Genomic DNA, 17114 nt, shown 5'->3' on the forward strand with positions numbered 1-17114 from the left:
GAGAGGGCCGGTTCCGGACGCGCGATGGGGCCGGTGCCGGGCATGCGAGAGGGCCGGTTCCGGGCACGCGAGAAGGCCGCTGCCGCGCACGCGAAAAAGGCCGGTACGTCGTCGACGTACCGGCCTTCGGCTGTACGGGGGTCAGCGGAAGGAGGGGGTCAGAACCGCCCGGCGCCCAGATCCCGTGACACCGCGCGGGCGCAGTCCCGCACCGCCGCGATCAGCTCCGGGCGCAGCTCCCCGTCGTTGCAGACCCGCTCCACGGCCCCCGTGATGCCCACCGCGCCGACCGGCATCCGGCGCCGGTTGTAGATGGGTGCGGCGACCGAGGCGACGCCCGTCCAGGTCTCCTCCACGTCGTCCGCGTACCCGCGCGCGCGGGTCAGGTCGAGCAGGCCCTCGAACTCGTCCAGCGCACTGGTCGTGCGCGGTGTGAACGCCTTGCGCTCGGCCTCCAGGACCTCGCTGTGCGCCACCGGATCGTATGCCGACAAGACCTTGCCCAGCGCCGTGGAGTGCAGTGGCTGCATCGCCCCGACCTCCAGCACCTGGCGGCTGTCGTCGGGCCGGAAGACGTGGTGCACGATCAGCACGCCCTGCTGGTGCAGGACGCCCAGATAGACGCTCTCGCCGCTGGAGCGGGCCAGGTCGTCGGTCCACACCAGCGCCCGCGCCCGCAGTTCGTGCACGTCGAGATAGGTGGTCCCGAGCCGCAGCAGCTCGGCGCCCAGCTGATAGCGGCCGGAGGCCGTGTCCTGTTCGACGAACCCCTCCTGCTGAAGGGTGCGCAATATGCCGTGGGCCGTACCCTTGGCCAGGCCCAGCGAGGAGGCGATGTCCGACAGGCCCAGCTGCCGCTCGCCGCCCGCGAGCAGGCGCAGCATCGCGGCCGCCCGTTCGAGCGACTGGATGTTCCGTGCCATCGCCGTGCTGCCTCCGTCCCCTTCGGCCTTCGGCGTGCGACTCGCTGCCGCCGTTCGGCAATGTCGAACACTACCGGTCGTTGCCGAGCTCTCGCCAATGGGTGGACGTCACGTGTTTCGTCCGTCGGAGCACCGTAGTCGCGCACGCCGTGTTCGTCCGCCCCGTGGACGCCCCTGACCCTCCGGCGGTGCTCCGGGCTACCCTGACGGCGTGCGCCTTCCATGGGAAGCGCAAAGCCGACAGCCGTCGCACTTCAGGGAGCACCTACATGGCCTCGTTGCCGAACCCGTCCCTTTCGTCCGAGCTTGCCGAGAACCGGACCCGCATCGACGCACTCCGCGACGCCCTCGCGAGCCGCGTCGTGGTGGCCGACGGCGCGATGGGCACGATGTTGCAGGCGCAGGATCCGACGCTGGAGGACTTCGAGAATCTCGAAGGCTGCAACGAGATTCTCAACGTCACCCGCCCCGACATCGTCCGCTCGGTCCATCAGGCCTACTTCGAGGTGGGCGTCGACTGCGTCGAGACGAACACGTTCGGCTCGAACCACACGGCCGCGGGCGAGTACGAGATCGCCGACCGGATCTTCGAGCTGTCCGAGGCGGGGGCCCGGATCGCCCGCGAGGCCGCCGACGAGTTCGGCGCCAAGGACGGCCGCCAGCGCTGGGTCCTCGGCTCGATCGGCCCGGGCACCAAACTGCCGTCGCTCGGCCACATCGCGTACGACGTACTGCGCGACGGCTACCAGCAGAACGCCGAGGGCCTGATCGCCGGTGGCGCGGACGCCCTGATCGTGGAGACCACCCAGGACCTGCTGCAGACCAAGGCGAGCCTCATCGGCGCGCGCCGCGCGATGGACTCGCTCGGCCTCGACGTGCCGCTGATCTGCTCGCTCGCCTTCGAGACCACGGGCGTCATGCTGCTCGGCTCGGAGATCGGCGCCGCGCTGACCGCCCTGGAGCCGCTCGGCATCGACTTCATCGGTCTGAACTGCTCCACGGGCCCCGCGGAGATGAGCGAGCACCTGCGCTATCTCGCCCGCCACTCGCGTACGCCGCTGATGTGCATGCCGAACGCGGGTCTGCCCATCCTGACCAAGGACGGCGCGTACTTCCCGCTGACCCCGTCCGAGATGGCCGACGCGCAGGAGAACTTCGTACGCGACTACGGCCTCTCGCTGGTCGGCGGCTGCTGCGGCTCGACGCCGGAGCATCTGCGCCAGGTCGTCGAGCGCGTCCGTGACATCGCCCCGTACCAGCGCACCCCGCAGCCCGAGCCGGGCGCCGCCTCCCTCTACCAGACGGTGTCGTTCCGGCAGGACACCGCGTACATGGCGATCGGTGAGCGGACGAACGCGAACGGTTCGAAGAAGTTCCGCGAGGCCATGCTGGAGGGACGCTGGGACGACTGTGTGGAGATGGCCCGGGACCAGATCCGTGAGGGCGCGCACATGCTCGACCTGTGCGTGGACTACGTGGGCCGGGACGGCGTCGCGGACATGCAGGAGCTGGCCGGGCGCTTCGCCACCGCCTCCACGCTGCCGATCGTGCTGGACTCCACCGAGGTCGACGTGCTGCGGGCCGGCCTGGAGAAGCTGGGCGGGCGGGCGGTCATCAACTCGGTCAACTACGAGGACGGTGACGGCCCCGAGTCGCGGTTCGCGAAGGTCACCCGCCTTGCTCAGGAGCACGGTGCGGCGCTGATCGCGCTGACCATCGACGAGGAGGGCCAGGCCCGCACCGTCGAGACGAAGGTGGCGATCGCCGAGCGGCTGATCGAGGACCTGACGGCGAACTGGGGCATCCACGAGTCGGACATCCTCATCGACACCCTGACCTTCACCATCTGCACCGGTCAGGAGGAGTCCCGCAAGGACGGCATCGCGACGATCGAGGCGATCCGCGAGCTGAAGCGCCGCCACCCGGACGTGCAGACCACGCTTGGTCTGTCGAACATCTCCTTCGGCCTCAACCCGGCGGCTCGGATCCTGCTGAACTCGGTGTTCCTGGACGAGTGTGTGAAGGCGGGCCTGGACTCGGCGATCGTGCACGCGTCGAAGATCCTGCCGATCGCGCGCTTCTCCGAGGAGGAGGTCACCACCGCGCTCGACCTGATCCATGACCGGCGCGCGGAGGGGTATGACCCGCTGCAGAAGCTGATGGCGCTGTTCGAGGGCGCGACCACCAAGTCGCTGAAGGCGGGCAAGGCCGAGGAGCTGGCCGCGCTGCCGCTGGACGAGCGCCTCAAGCGGCGGATCATCGACGGCGAGAAGAACGGCCTGGAGGCCGACCTGGCCGAGGCGCTCCAGACCCGTCCCGCCCTCGACATCGTGAATGAGACGCTGCTGGACGGCATGAAGGTCGTCGGTGAGCTGTTCGGCTCCGGTCAGATGCAGCTGCCGTTCGTGCTCCAGTCCGCCGAGGTGATGAAGACGGCCGTCGCCTACCTCGAACCGCACATGGAGAAGTCGGATGCGGAGGGCAAGGGCACGATCGTGCTGGCCACCGTGCGCGGGGATGTCCACGACATCGGCAAGAACCTCGTCGACATCATCCTGTCCAACAACGGCTACAACGTCGTCAACCTCGGTATCAAGCAGCCGGTCTCCGCGATCCTGGAGGCGGCGGAGGAGCACCGGGCGGATGTCATCGGGATGTCCGGGCTGCTGGTCAAGTCCACGGTGATCATGAAGGAGAACCTGGAGGAGCTCAACCAGCGCGGGCTGTCCGCCGACTACCCGGTCATCCTGGGCGGGGCGGCGCTGACGCGGGCGTATGTCGAGCAGGACCTGCACGAGATCTACCAGGGCGAAGTCCGCTATGCCCGGGACGCGTTCGAGGGCCTGCGGCTGATGGACGCGTTGATCGGGGTCAAGCGGGGGGTGCCGGGTGCGGTGCTGCCGGAGCTGAAGCAGCGCCGGGTGCGGGCTGCCGCGGCCGACACGCTGGTCGAGGAGCGCCCGGAGGAGGGCCACGTCCGCTCCGATGTCGCCGTGGACAATCCGGTGCCTACGCCGCCGTTCTGGGGCACCCGCGTCATCAAGGGTATCCAGCTCAAGGAGTACGCGTCGTGGCTGGATGAGGGTGCGTTGTTCAAGGGCCAGTGGGGTCTGAAGCAGGCCCGCACGGGTGACGGGCCGACGTATGAGGAGCTGGTCGAGAGCGAGGGCCGGCCGCGGCTGCGCGGGCTGCGGGACAAGCTGCAGACCGACAACCTGCTGGAGGCGGCCGTGGTCTACGGCTACTTCCGGTGTGTGTCCAAGGACGACGACCTGATCCTGCTGGACGAGCGGGGCAATGAGCGCACCCGCTTCACCTTCCCGCGCCAGCGCCGTGGCCGCAGGCTGTGCCTGGCCGACTTCTTCCGCCCGGAGGAGTCGGGTGAGACGGATGTGGTGGGCCTTCAGGTCGTCACGGTCGGTTCGCGGATCGGTGAGGAGACCGCCAAGCTCTTCGAGTCGAACTCCTACCGCGACTACCTCGAACTGCACGGCCTGTCCGTGCAGTTGGCCGAGGCACTCGCCGAGTACTGGCACGCCCGGGTGCGTTCGGAGCTCGGCTTCGCGGGCGAGGACCCCGCGGACGTGGAGGACATGTTCGCGCTCAAGTACCGCGGCGCCCGTTTCTCGCTGGGCTACGGTGCCTGCCCCGACCTGGAGGACCGCGCGAAGATCGCTGAACTCCTGGAGCCGGAGCGTATCGGCGTCCACCTCTCCGAGGAGTTCCAGCTCCACCCGGAGCAGTCCACCGACGCGATCGTCATCCACCACCCCGAAGCGAAGTACTTCAACGCGCGGTAGCGCTTCCTTGCCGATACCTGGCGATCCCTGCCAATCCCTGCCGATTCTTATCGAGAGGAACTTTCTCACCAGGAGTCGTACACTGGTCGGTCCACTGCAGGCCGGTTGCCCTTTTGCCAAAAAAGGGCAACCGGCCTGATCGTCCCTCAAGGAGGTGCGCCCGGATGACCAGTACGGTCCCCGCGCTCGGTACCCGTACGGCCGAAGGCTCCGCCCTGCAGGCTGTGCTCCTCGACATGGACGGCACTCTGGTGGATACCGAGGGGTTCTGGTGGGACGTCGAGGTCGACGTCTTCAAGGCCCTCGGCCACGCGCTCGACGAGTCCTGGCGCCATGTGGTCGTCGGCGGGCCGATGACCCGCAGTGCCGGGTTCCTCATCGAGGCCACCGGAGCCGACATCACGCTCGCCGAGCTGACCGTGCTGCTCAACGACGGGTTCGAGGACCGTATCGGCCGTTCGCTGCCGATGATGCCGGGAGCGTCGAGACTGCTCGCCGAACTGGCGGCGCACGAGATCCCCACCGCCCTGGTCTCCGCCTCGCACCGGCGCATCATCGACCGCATCCTGGGCTCCCTCGGCCCCCAGTACTTCGCGCTGACCATCGCGGGCGACGAGGTGGAGCGCACCAAGCCGTTCCCCGACCCGTATCTGCTCGCCGCCTCGGGGCTCGGCGCCGATCCGGACAGGTGTGCCGTCATCGAGGACACCGCCACGGGAGTCGCCGCCGCCGAGGCCGCGGGCTGCCGGGTGGTCGCCGTCCCCTCGGTCGCTCCCATCGCTCCGGCCGCCCGGCGCACGGTCGTGACCTCCCTCGAAGAGGTCGACCTGTCTTTTCTACGCGGCCTGATGACGGAAATGCGCTAGGCGTTCACCCAGCGTGCGGAACTGAATACGCGGAATAGCCGTTGGGTTCCCCCGAGTAACCATGAGCGGTCCTCTCGTGGGAATTCATTCCCTGGCCGGATGGCCGAATTCCGGTACTCGCCAACCCAGTTGAGAGTGTGACGTTCGCCACTCGATCAGGGGTCGACAGTGGCACTAGTGTGTGCATTCACCCCCCTTTTGGGGGTGGTTGGCGTGCCCTTGTGTCCCGATTGGTGGAATCCTGCACGAATCCTTCCGCTGTCGGGTTATCGGTGCGTCCACGTCCGGTTTCGCAGCGTGATGGGAACTCAACTCCGGTACCTGCGGGCCGTCCTGGTGGTGCGGACTAATGTCGTCGCGAGAACATCGCCATACCCCCCGTGACCCGCCGCACCACCCCTGCATGCGGTTCGCGGAATCTACAGCTCTGGAGAAACTCGAGCATGAACCGCAAGACTTTGGTGCTGCCGGCTGTGGTCGGTCTGCTCGCCCCGGTGCTCGCCGCGTGTGGCGGATCCGACAGCGGGAGCAACAGCGGCGATGCGATCGTCGTCGGCACCACGGACCGGTTCACCGAGTCGAAGGAGGCCCCGGCTCCCCTCGACCCGGCGTACGCCTACGACGTCGGCAGCTGGAACATTCTCCGTCAGACCGTGCAGACCCTGATGGTCCAGCCGCGCGGCGACGGCGAGCCGGAGCCCGAGGCCGCCGAGAAGTGCGGTTTCAGCGACACCGGCAACGAGCGCTACGCCTGCACGCTGCGCGAGGACCTGAAGTTCGCGAACGGCGACCCCGTCACCGCGAAGGACGTCAAGTTCTCCATCGACCGCGCGCTGGCGCTCAAGGCCGACAGTGGTGTCTTCGCGCTGCTGTCCACCATCGACACCATCGAGACGCAGGGCGACCGCGAGGTGATCTTCCACCTCAAGACCGCGGACGCCACCTTCCCGTTCAAGCTGTCGACCCCGGTCGCCGGCATCGTGAACCCCAAGGACTACGAGAAGGGCAAGCTGCGCGACGGCTTCCAGGTCGACGGCTCCGGCCCGTACACCCTTGAGTCCGAGGTCAAGAACAATGTGCTCGTCAAGGCCGTCTTCACCAAGAACCCCAACTACAAGGGTCAGTTGAAGGTGAAGAACAGCAAGGTCGAGATGCGCTCCTTCGCGAGCGCCGACGCCATGGGCACCGCGCTCAACAAGGGCGACATCGACCTGATGACCCGCACGATGACGCCGGCCCAGATCACCAAGCTCGGCAACGCCACGGACACCAACATCGACCTGAACGAGATGGCCGGCCTGGAGATCCGCTACCTGGCCTTCAACACCGACGCCCCGTCGGTGAAGAGCAAGGCCGTCCGCGAGGCGATGGCCCAGGTCATCGACCGCGGCGAACTCGTCGCCAAGGTGTACGGCTCCCAGGCCGAGCCGCTGTACTCGCTGGTCCCGGCCACCATCACCGGCCACTCCAACTCGTTCTTCAACAAGTACGGGGACCCCAGCGTCACCAAGGCCAAGACGATCATGTCCAAGGCCGGCATCACCACGCCGGTGAAGCTCACCCTGCACTACACGACCGACCACTACGGCACGGCCACCAAGCAGGAGTTCGAGGTGCTGAAGAAGCAGCTCAACGACAGCGGCCTCTTCGACGTCAGCATCACGGGCACGGCCTGGGACAAGTTCGTCCCGGCCGAGCGGGCGGGCGACTACGACGTCTGGGGCATGGGCTGGTTCCCCGACTTCCCGGACGCGGACAACTACCTGGCGCCGTTCCTCGACAAGGACAACTTCCTCAAGTCGCCGTACACGAACAGCCAGATCATCAACACCCTGATCCCGGAGTCCCGGCGCGAGGCCGACCGCCTCACCGCGTCGAAGAGCCTCACCGACATCCAGGACATCGTGGCCAACGATGTGCCGGTGCTGCCGCTGTGGCAGGGCAAGCAGTACATCGCTGCGCGGGACGACATCACCGGCGCCGAGTGGGCGCTCAACTCCTCTTCGACCCTCCAGCTGTGGGAGCTCGGCCGCGGTGTGAGCGGCTGACCGACCTTCCCGACCCGGGGCCGGGACGGCCCCGGGTCTCCGAGACGCGACGACAAGGCACATGCTCGTGAACATGCGCAACCAGTGGCCAGTCCTGCCGATCGTGGCGGGGCTGGCCTCCGGCCTTCTCACCGGATGCGGCTCGGATACGGGCACCTCCGGGAGCAGTGGCTCCTCCATCGTCATGGGGATGTCCGACGACGTCCTGGCCACCGACCCGGCGTCCGGCTACGACCCAGGCTCCTGGCTGTTGTTCAACAACGTCTTCCAGTCGTTGCTGAGCTTCCCCAAGGGCGGTACCGAGCCGGTGCCCGAGGCCGCCAAGGAGTGCGCGTTCACGGACACCGGGACCAAGGTGTACAAGTGCACGCTGCAGGACGGTCTGAAGTTCAGCAACGGTGACTCCCTCACGTCGGAGGACGTCAAGTTCTCCTTCGACCGCCTGCTGAAGATCAACGACGACGCCGGTCCCGCGATCATGTTCCCCATGCTCGACACGGTGCGGACACCGGACGAGAAGACCGTCGTCTTCAAGCTCAAGTACGCCGACGCCACCTTCCCGAGCAAGATCGCCTCCGGCGCCGGCTCGATCGTGGACCACCAGCAGTACTCCGGCAACGGGCTGCGCACGGACAACGAAGCCGTCGGCTCGGGCCCCTACAAGCTGGACTCCTTCAGCAAGGACAAGGCCGTCTTCTCCGTCAACGGCAGCTACAAGGGCACCGCCAAGGTGAAGAACTCCGGCGTGACGCTGAAGTTCTTCCACGGCGACCAGTCCGCTCTGAAGAACGCGCTGCTGAGCGACCAGATCGACCTCGCCTACCGAGGCCTCGCCGCCGACGACATCGCGGACATCGAGAACGACTCCTCCACCGGCCAGGGCATCAACGTTGTCGAGGGGACCAGCGCCGAGGTGCAGCACCTGGTCTTCAACATGGACGACCCGGTGGCCGGCAAGCTCGGTGTGCGCAAGGCCATCGCCTATCTGCTCGACCGCGAGGCCCTCGTCAACGAGGTCTACCAGGACACCGCGACGCCGCTCTACTCGATCATCCCGGCCGGTATCACCGGCCACAACACGGCCTTCTTCGACACCTACGGCGCCCGCCCCTCGCAGTCCAAGGCCCAGGCCGCGCTGCGCGCCGACGGCATCACCGGCAAGGTGAAGCTGACCCTCTGGTCGACGCCCTCGCGCTACGGGCCGTCCACCGACGCGGAGTTCAAGGCGATCGCCAAGCAGCTCAACGCCAGCGGGCTGTTCGACGCGACCGTGAAGTCCGTCGCCTTCGACCAGTACGAGAAGGACATCGCCAAGGGCAAGTACGGCGTGTACGTGAAGGGCTGGGTGCCCGACTACCCGGACCCGGACAACTTCACGGCCCCCTTCTTCGGCAAGGGCAACGTACTGAGCAACAACTTCACCAACAGCACGATCACCGGCCAGCTCATCCCGAAGACCGCCGCCGAGAGCGACCGCTCCTCGACCGAAAAGGACTTCGGCAAGCTCCAGGATCTGGTTGCCGACGAACTGCCGGTTCTCCCGATCTGGCAGGCCAAGCAGTACGCCGTCGTCCGCGACAACGTCTACGGCCTGGAGTACTGCCTCGACGCCTCGACCGTGTTCCGCTTCTGGGAGATCAGCAAGGACTGACCCCGGCCAGGCGTATGAAGAGGGGCCCCTTCCTCCCGGAAAGGGCCCCTCTTCGCTGCCGCCGGATCTACTGCGCGCCGGGGCGCACCAGCCCGCTCTCGTACGCGTACACCGCGGCCTGCACCCGGTCGCGCAGCCCCAACTTGGTCAGGACGTGACCGACATGCGTCTTCACCGTGGTCTCGCTGACGAACAGGTCGGCCGCGATCTCCGCGTTCGACAGGCCGCGCGCCACCAGCTTCAGCACCTCGACCTCACGATCGGTCAACGTGTGCAGCGTGTCCGGAACCGGCTCGTCGCCGGACGGCAGATGGCCCGCGTACTTGTCGAGGAGCCGGCGCGTGATGCTCGGCGCGAGCATCGCCTCGCCCGCCGCGACCACCCGGATCGCCTGCACCAGCTCATTGGCGGGCGCGTCCTTGAGCAGAAAGCCGCTGGCGCCCGCGCGCAGCGCCTCCACCACGTACTCGTCGAGGTCGAAGGTCGTCAGCACCAGAACCTTCGCCGGACCGTCCCGGCCGGGGCCGGTGATCTGCCGGGTCGCCTCGACACCGTCCATCCGCGGCATACGGATGTCCATCAGAACCACATCGGGCTGCAGGGCACGTACTTGGTCGAGTGCCTGGAGACCGTCACCGGCCTCGCCGACGACCGCAAGGTCCTGCTCCGCTTCCAGGATCATCCGGAAGCCGGTACGCAGCAGCGGCTGGTCGTCGACCAGTAGGACGCGGATGGCCACGTAAGTCTCCTTCGCTAGTCCGGCCCCATTCTGCCCTGCTCGGTGCCACCCGACTCGGGCGCCCTCACGGGGAGCGGATACGGCGGGGGAGTACCGCCGAATTCCGGACATACCGCCTGGTGGTCGCACCAGCCGCAGAGCTTGGTGGGCCGGGGCCGCCAGTCACCGGTCTCGGTGGCCAGCCGGATCGCGTCCCACAGCGCGAGCAGCTTGCGCTCGACGCGCTCCAGGTCCGCGATCGCGGGGTCGTACGTCAGCACGTCACCGCTGCCGAGATAGACGAGCTGGAGCCGGCGCGGGACCACCTGCTTCAGCCGCCACACCACCAGGGCGTAGAACTTCATCTGGAACAGCGCGCCCTCGGCGTACTCGGGTCTGGGGGCCTTGCCCGTCTTGTAGTCGACGATCCGGACCTCGCCCGTCGGCGCCACATCGACGCGGTCGATGATGCCGCGCAGCTTCAGCCCGGAGTCGAGCTGCGCCTCGACGAACAGCTCCCGCTCGGCCGGTTCGAGCCGGGTCGGATCCTCCAGCGTGAACCAGCGCTCCACCAGCTGCTCGGCCTCGGTCAGCCAGCGCGCCAGCCGCTCGCCCTCCGGGTCGTCGGCGAACAGCTCCACGACCTCCGGCTTGGTCTCCCTCAGCCGGTCCCACTGGCCGGGAATCAACGACTTGGCGCGCGGCGCGGTCCGATCGGCGGCCGGTGCGTCGAAGAGGCGCTCAAGGACCGCGTGCACCAGCGTGCCGCGGGTGGCCGCCTCGCTCGGCTTCTCGGGCAGCTTGTCGATCACCCGGAACCGGTAGAGCAGCGGACACTGCATGAAATCGCCGGCGCGCGAGGGCGACAGCGACGTGGGCGGCGCGGCCGATACAGCCGGCGCGGCCGCGACAGCTTCAGCTTCCGTCGCCTGGGGCGCGGCGGCAGCTTCTGTCGCCGCAGCCGCGACGGCATCTGCCGTTCCTGCCGCTTCCGCGGTGTCCGCCGCGACGGCATCGGTCGGCTCGGCCCGTACGACGGCCCCGGCGCTGTCCCTGCCGGTCCCCGCGACGCCCTCGGTACTGGTCTCCATGACGACAGACCTTACGGCCCGCCACTGACAGTGACCCAGCCGCGGCGTGGGCGACGGCGTGGAAAACAGAGGGGGTGCCGGGGCGGAACGCGCCGCGACGGCCGCATACCATCGACCTCAGACCCTCCTGCCCTGCATGGTCGGGAGCGGCAGACGCTTCGAACGAGGGGACATCGTGGACGAGAGCGGCGGGAGCGGGCAGCCGCGGTCCGGTACCGACGAAGCGACCGAGCGCCACGAGGGGCCGTCCCAGGTCCCCGCGGGCACGGCCGCCGACGCCACGCGCCCCGGACCGGACCGGCACGAGCGCCCCACCGGGCCGACGCCCACGGACCCGAGCGACCCCGAGCCCCACTCCGACACCAGCTTCTCGGACACGGCCCAGTCGCAGACCGACCCCGCGGGCGAGGCCGCCACCGGCGCCTCGGCCGAGCCGGAGGCGCACACGGGTTCTGCGGGTGAGGTCCCGTCGGACACCGGCTCACCGGACAAGGCCCTCGTGAAGACCGACGCTTCGGGCACGCCCTCAGGGCAGACCGGCTCCTCGGACGAGGTGCGGACCGACCCCCGGCCCTCGGGCGGGCCCCAGCCGTCCACCGGCGACGCCCGCTCGCACACCGGTGCCGAGAACGACCCCGCGCACCCGGGAGCCGCCCGGACCCGCGCCCAGTCCGGCACCGGCAAGGGACGGCCGCCGCGCCGCGGCAAGGAACCCGGCGGCGGGCTGCTCATGGGGCGGCCCTTCGGCGTGCCCGTGTACGTCGCTCCCAGCTGGTTCCTCGTCGCCGCGCTGATCACCTGGGTGTTCGGCGGCCAGCTCGACCGCGTACTGCCCGAACTCGGCGCCCTGCGCTACCTGGTCTCCCTCTTCTTCGCGGTCGCCTTCTACGCCTCCGTACTCGTCCACGAACTGGCCCACACGGTGGCCGCCCTGCGCTTCAAGCTCCCGGTGCGCCGGATCCAGCTGCAGTTCTTCGGCGGAGTGTCGGAGATCGAGAAGGAGTCCGAGACCCCCGGCCGGGAGTTCGTCCTGGCCTTCGTCGGCCCCCTGCTCTCCCTCATCCTGTCCGGCCTCTTCTACCTCGCCATGCAGACCGTCGACCCCGGCACCGTCCCGGGCGTCCTGCTGGCGGGCCTGATGATCTCCAACCTCATCGTGGCCGCCTTCAACCTGCTGCCCGGCCTGCCCCTCGACGGCGGCCGCATGCTCCGCGCCGTCGTCTGGAAGATCACCGGCAAACCGATGAGCGGCACCATCGCCGCCGCCTGGGTCGGCCGCGCCCTCGCCGTCTCCGTACTGATCGGACTGCCCCTGCTCACCCAGTCCGGAGCGCTCGGCGGCACGCAGGACAACATCGGCGGCATGGACACCGTCACGGACGCCCTGCTGGCCGCCATCCTCGCCGCGATCATCTGGACCGGCGCCGGCAACAGCCTCCGGATGGCCCGCCTGCGCGAACACCTGCCGGAACTGCGCGCCCGCTCGCTCACCCGCCGCGCGGTCCCGGTCGAAACCAACACCCCGCTCTCCGAGGCCCTGCGCCGCGCCAACGACGCCGGCGCCCGAGCCCTGGTCGTCGTCGACGCCGACGGCGAACCGCTCTCCCTCGTCCGCGAGGCCGCCATCGTCGGCGTACCCGAGCACCGCCGCCCCTGGGTCGCGGTCAGCGGCCTCGCCCAGGACATCACCGACGGCATGCGCGTCTCCGCCGAGCTCGCGGGCGAGGACCTCCTGGACGTCCTGCGCGCGACCCCCGCCACCGAGTACCTGGTGCTGGAGGACTCCGGCGAGATCTACGGCGTCCTGTCGGCAGCAGATGTGGAGCGCGCCTTCGTGAAAGCCATGGCCCGCCCCAGCTGAGCCACCCTTCCGGGCCGAACGCACGGCACGCGCGCGTGGTCCGCGGCCCCTCCCAGGACCGGTAGGCTGGTCACATGTCCGAACCGACCGGTGCCGCCCGCAGGCGCGGGCCCTTCAAGGTCGGGGACCAGGTTCAGCTGACCGACCCCAAGGGCCGCCACTACACGTTCACGCTCGAGGCCGGGAAGAACTTCCACACCCACAAGGGTTCCTTCCCCCACGACGAGCTGATCGGCGCTCCCGAGGGCAGCGTTGTCCGCACCACGGGGAACGTCGCCTATCTCGCGCTGCGCCCCCTGCTCCCCGACTACGTCCTGTCCATGCCCCGCGGCGCCGCCGTGGTCTACCCCAAGGACGCGGGGCAGATCCTGGCCTTCGCCGACATCTTCCCCGGCGCACGCGTCGTGGAAGCGGGCGTCGGCTCCGGCTCGCTCAGCAGCTTCCTGCTGCGCGCCATCGGCGATCAGGGCATGCTGCACTCCTACGAGCGCCGCGAGGACTTCGCCGAGATCGCCCAGCAGAACGTGGAGCGCTACTTCGGCGGCCCGCACCCCGCCTGGCAGCTCACCGTCGGTGACCTCCAGGACAACCTGAGCGACACCGAGGTCGACCGCGTCATCCTCGACATGCTCGCCCCCTGGGAATGCCTGGAGGCCGTCTCCAAGGCACTCGTCCCCGGCGGCATCCTCTGCTGCTACGTCGCCACCACCACCCAGCTCGCGCGGACCGTCGAGTCCATCCGCGAGATCGGCTCCTTCAACGAGCCGTCCGCCTGGGAGTCGATGATCCGCAACTGGCACGTCGAGGGCCTGGCCGTCCGTCCGGACCACCGGATGATCGGCCACACCGGCTTCCTGCTCACCGCCCGCCGCCTCGCGGACGGTGTCGAGCCGCCCATGCGCCGCCGCCGCCCCGCCAAGGGCGCGTACGGCGACGACTACACCGGTCCGAACGCCGACGGCGGCTCCGGCCGCTGACCCCGCCAACGCACCGCCACTGTGGCCGAGTTCCCCGAACAGCCTGGGAACTCGGCCACAGCCCTTTTCTGTTGACGCGCCGCCAGAAGTCCGGACCCCGCCGTTCCACCCCACTGTGACGTGTGGCACCATGCGGGACACCCCCACCGGCACAGCCCTCACGGGAGACACTCCTAGTGCAGCAATCCGCCGTCCCGGAACTGGCACACACGCACACCAGCCCCATCCAGTGGGTCGCCACGGCCACCGCCATCGCCGGAGTCATCGCGCTGTCCTCCGCCCTGCAGCCCGGCTCGGCGACCGCGGCCCAGTCCGGCCCCGAGGCGAAGTCCGCGGCCGCCCCGGCCGCTCCCGACCCCGCCGCAGTCGCCTTCCCGGTCGAGTGCGGGCCCACCAAGGTGCTCGTACAGAAGAAGGCCTCCGGAGACCTCGACGGCGACGGCCGCCCGGAAACCGTGGCCGTGGTCCGCTGCGACGCCGGCTCGGGCACCCCGCCCAACGGCGTCTACGTCCTCACCCAGGCCACCGACGCCAAGAAGCCCCGCGTCGTGGCCACCCTGGTCGACCCCAAGGACCGCCTGAGCGTCATGGACTTCGCGCTGCGCGACGGAGCCGTCACCGCCACCCTGCTCGGCTACTCCTCGACCGACGTACCGAGTTGCTGCCCGGACGTGAAGAACCTCGCCAAGTGGCAGTGGAAGGACGGCGCGTTCGTCCGCTCGACCCCGTCCGAAGCCCAGAGCGTCTGACAACACCCTCCGAAGTCCGGAGCACCACGAGAACACCCTCCGCGCCGGGGCACGGAGGGTGTGAGAAACCAGACAGGCCGATAACGTGGAGTGCCTGTCGAATCACTCCGCGTCAGGACCGAAGACCTCGACCTTGTCCGAAACCCGACGCACATGGATACAGTCGCCCGGACACTCCTTCGCGGAGTCCGTCACATCGCGCAGAAGCGGGAGCGGTACGGGCGTTGTGGCCCCCGGAGCCTGCAGCAGCTCGTCGTCCGGGCTCTTCACATAGGCCAGACCGTCGATGTCCAGCTCAAAGACCTCGGGCGCATACTGCGCGCAGATCCCGTCGCCGGTACACAGGTCCTGATCGATCCAGACCTCAAGCGCCTCGCCGCCGACTACGGCCTCCTGCTGCACGGTCATTTCTCCTGCCGTTTCCTGCGCCGAGCGATCCGAAGACTGGGGAATCGGGCCAGCTCTGGCGGGTGTTGAACACTTCGACCCTACCTCCGTCCGCTTCCCAATCATGTTGGGTGGGTATTCCCCTGGCGTGAGGGAGAGCGCAAGGGTGAAGATCGGACACACCTCGACAGTCTTTGTGATCTAGGGGTTTCAATCGACACCCGCCCAGGTAGGGTCTGGAAGCGTCCAGCTCCCCTTGGAGGAGGTGAGGACCGTGGCAGCCCACGACGACGACATGAACCGCGGCATCCGCCCGGGACGAGGGTCCGATGACCCCGCCGGGCAGGTTGCCTACCTTGAGCAGGAGATCGCCGTCCTGCGACGCAAGCTCGCCGACTCTCCGCGGCACACGAGGATTCTCGAAGAGCGGATCGTCGAGCTGCAGACCAACCTGGCCGGCGTGTCCGCACAGAACGAGCGGCTCGCCAACACGCTCCGTGAGGCCCGCGACCAGATCGTGGCCCTCAAGGAAGAGGTCGACCGGCTCGCACAGCCGCCGGCAGGCTTCGGTGTCTTCCTCGTGGCCAATGAGGACGGCACGGCGGACATCTTCACCGGGGGCCGCAAGCTCCGGGTGAACGTCAGCCCCAGCGTGGAGCTCGAAGAGCTCAGGCGCGGCCAGGAAGTGATGCTCAACGAAGCCCTCAACGTGGTCGAGGCCATGGAATACGAGAGCGTCGGCGACATCGTCACCCTCAAGGAGATCCTCGAGGACGGCGAGCGCGCCCTCGTGCAGGGGCACACCGACGAAGAACGGGTGGTACGGCTCGCCGAGCCGCTCCTGGACGTCGTCATCCGTCCCGGCGACGCCCTGCTTCTCGAACCCCGTTCCGGCTATGTCTACGAAGTTGTCCCGAAGAGCGAGGTCGAGGAACTCGTCCTCGAAGAGGTCCCGGACATCGGCTACGAGCAGATCGGCGGCCTGGGAAACCAGATCGAGCTGATCCGCGACGCGGTCGAGCTCCCCTACCTCTACCCCGACCTCTTCAAGGAGCACGAACTGCGGCCGCCCAAGGGCGTCCTGCTGTACGGGCCCCCCGGATGCGGCAAGACGCTCATCGCCAAGGCCGTCGCCAACTCGCTGGCCAAGAAGGTCGCCGAGGTGACCGGACAAGCCACCGGCAAGAGCTTCTTCCTCAACATCAAGGGCCCCGAGCTCCTGAACAAGTACGTCGGCGAGACCGAGCGGCAGATCCGCCTCGTCTTCCAGCGCGCACGTGAGAAGGCCAGCGAGGGCACCCCCGTCATCGTCTTCTTCGACGAGATGGAGTCCCTCTTCCGCACCCGTGGATCAGGCGTCAGCTCGGACGTGGAGAACACCATCGTCCCCCAGCTGCTCGCCGAGATCGACGGCGTGGAAGGCCTGGAGAACGTGGTCGTGATCGGCGCCTCCAACCGCGAGGACATGATCGACCCCGCGATCCTGCGCCCCGGACGACTCGATGTGAAGATCAAGATCGAGCGCCCGGACGCCGAGGCCGCCAAGGACATCTTCGCGAAGTACCTCACCGAACGCCTCCCGCTCCACTCCGACGACCTCGGAGAGCACGGCGGGGACCGCGCGGCCACCGTCCACGGCATGATCCAGACCGCCGTGGAGCAGATGTACGCCGAGTCCGAGGAGAACCGCTTCCTCGAGGTCACCTACGCCAACGGCGACAAGGAAGTCCTCTACTTCAAGGACTTCAACTCCGGCGCCATGATCGAGAACATTGTCGGCCGCGCCAAAAAGGCGGCCATCAAGGCCTTCCTCGAGCAGAACCAGAAGGGCCTTCGCGTCTCCCACCTCCTCCAGGCATGCGTGGACGAGTTCAAGGAGAACGAGGACCTGCCCAACACGACCAACCCGGACGACTGGGCCCGAATCTCCGGAAAGAAGGGCGAACGGATCGTGTACATCCGTACCCTCGTCACCGGAAAGCAGGGCGCGGACACCGGACGCTCCATCGACACGGTGGCCAACACCGGTCAGTACCTGTAAAA

General features: G+C 68.4%; 12 protein-coding genes. 8 read left to right on the forward strand and 4 right to left on the reverse strand.

All coding sequences use genetic code 11. From position 1 onward, the window contains the following. Nucleotides 1-158 precede the first annotated feature (158 nt). Nucleotides 159-923, reverse strand: coding sequence for an IclR family transcriptional regulator (locus ACZ4WS_RS09335; protein WP_467978702.1), 765 nt, complete (start codon nt 921-923; stop codon nt 159-161). Between the two features lie 269 nt (nt 924-1192). Here ACZ4WS_RS09335 and metH point away from each other — a divergent pair, with 269 nt between their 5' ends. The 4 genes from metH to ACZ4WS_RS09355 all read left to right on the forward strand — a co-directional run bounded on the left by metH (nt 1193) and on the right by ACZ4WS_RS09355 (nt 9288). Continuing rightward, entirely contained in the window at nt 1193-4723 is a 3531-nt protein-coding gene (gene metH, locus ACZ4WS_RS09340; protein WP_467978703.1) for a methionine synthase, read from the forward strand. Nucleotides 4724-4887: 164 nt separating this feature from the next. Then, nucleotides 4888-5589, forward strand: coding sequence for an HAD family hydrolase (locus ACZ4WS_RS09345; protein WP_467978705.1), 702 nt, complete (start codon nt 4888-4890; stop codon nt 5587-5589). A gap of 443 nt (nt 5590-6032) precedes the next feature. After that, a complete protein-coding gene (locus ACZ4WS_RS09350; RefSeq protein ID WP_467978707.1) occupies nt 6033-7637 on the forward strand; it encodes an ABC transporter substrate-binding protein in 1605 nt (534 codons plus the stop codon). A 67-nt stretch (nt 7638-7704) separates the two neighbouring features. Next, a complete protein-coding gene (locus ACZ4WS_RS09355; protein WP_467979254.1) occupies nt 7705-9288 on the forward strand; it encodes an ABC transporter substrate-binding protein in 1584 nt (527 codons plus the stop codon). A gap of 67 nt (nt 9289-9355) precedes the next feature. On the opposite strand, the gene ACZ4WS_RS09360 is transcribed toward ACZ4WS_RS09355, so the two are convergent. Both ACZ4WS_RS09360 and ACZ4WS_RS09365 read right to left on the reverse strand, forming a co-directional pair. Then, the gene (locus ACZ4WS_RS09360; protein WP_261702934.1) at nt 9356-10027 is read right to left on the reverse strand and encodes a response regulator; all 672 of its coding nucleotides are present in this window, start codon (nt 10025-10027) and stop codon (nt 9356-9358) included. A 14-nt stretch (nt 10028-10041) separates the two neighbouring features. Then, entirely contained in the window at nt 10042-11097 is a 1056-nt protein-coding gene (locus tag ACZ4WS_RS09365; RefSeq protein WP_467978709.1) for a RecB family exonuclease, read from the reverse strand. Between the two features lie 175 nt (nt 11098-11272). Between ACZ4WS_RS09365 and ACZ4WS_RS09370 the strand changes: the two genes are divergently transcribed. The 3 genes from ACZ4WS_RS09370 to ACZ4WS_RS09380 all read left to right on the forward strand — a co-directional run bounded on the left by ACZ4WS_RS09370 (nt 11273) and on the right by ACZ4WS_RS09380 (nt 14684). Next, a complete protein-coding gene (locus ACZ4WS_RS09370) occupies nt 11273-12958 on the forward strand; it encodes a site-2 protease family protein (protein WP_467978711.1) in 1686 nt (561 codons plus the stop codon). Between the two features lie 74 nt (nt 12959-13032). Continuing rightward, entirely contained in the window at nt 13033-13935 is a 903-nt protein-coding gene (locus ACZ4WS_RS09375) for a tRNA (adenine-N1)-methyltransferase (RefSeq protein ID WP_467978713.1), read from the forward strand. Between the two features lie 176 nt (nt 13936-14111). Then, on the forward strand, nt 14112-14684 hold the full coding sequence (locus ACZ4WS_RS09380; protein WP_467978715.1) for a hypothetical protein: 573 nt from the start codon (nt 14112-14114) through the stop codon (nt 14682-14684). A 102-nt stretch (nt 14685-14786) separates the two neighbouring features. Here the strand turns inward: ACZ4WS_RS09380 and ACZ4WS_RS09385 are convergent, their stop codons facing one another. Then, a complete protein-coding gene (locus tag ACZ4WS_RS09385) occupies nt 14787-15092 on the reverse strand; it encodes a ferredoxin (RefSeq protein ID WP_467978717.1) in 306 nt (101 codons plus the stop codon). Between the two features lie 253 nt (nt 15093-15345). Here ACZ4WS_RS09385 and arc point away from each other — a divergent pair, with 253 nt between their 5' ends. Then, nucleotides 15346-17112 carry a proteasome ATPase gene (gene arc / locus ACZ4WS_RS09390; protein WP_467978718.1) on the forward strand — a complete coding sequence of 589 codons (1767 nt, stop codon included), beginning with the start codon at nt 15346-15348 and terminating at the stop codon, nt 17110-17112. Nucleotides 17113-17114 lie beyond the last annotated feature (2 nt).

Source organism: Streptomyces sp. NPDC029292 (genome assembly GCF_055569295.1).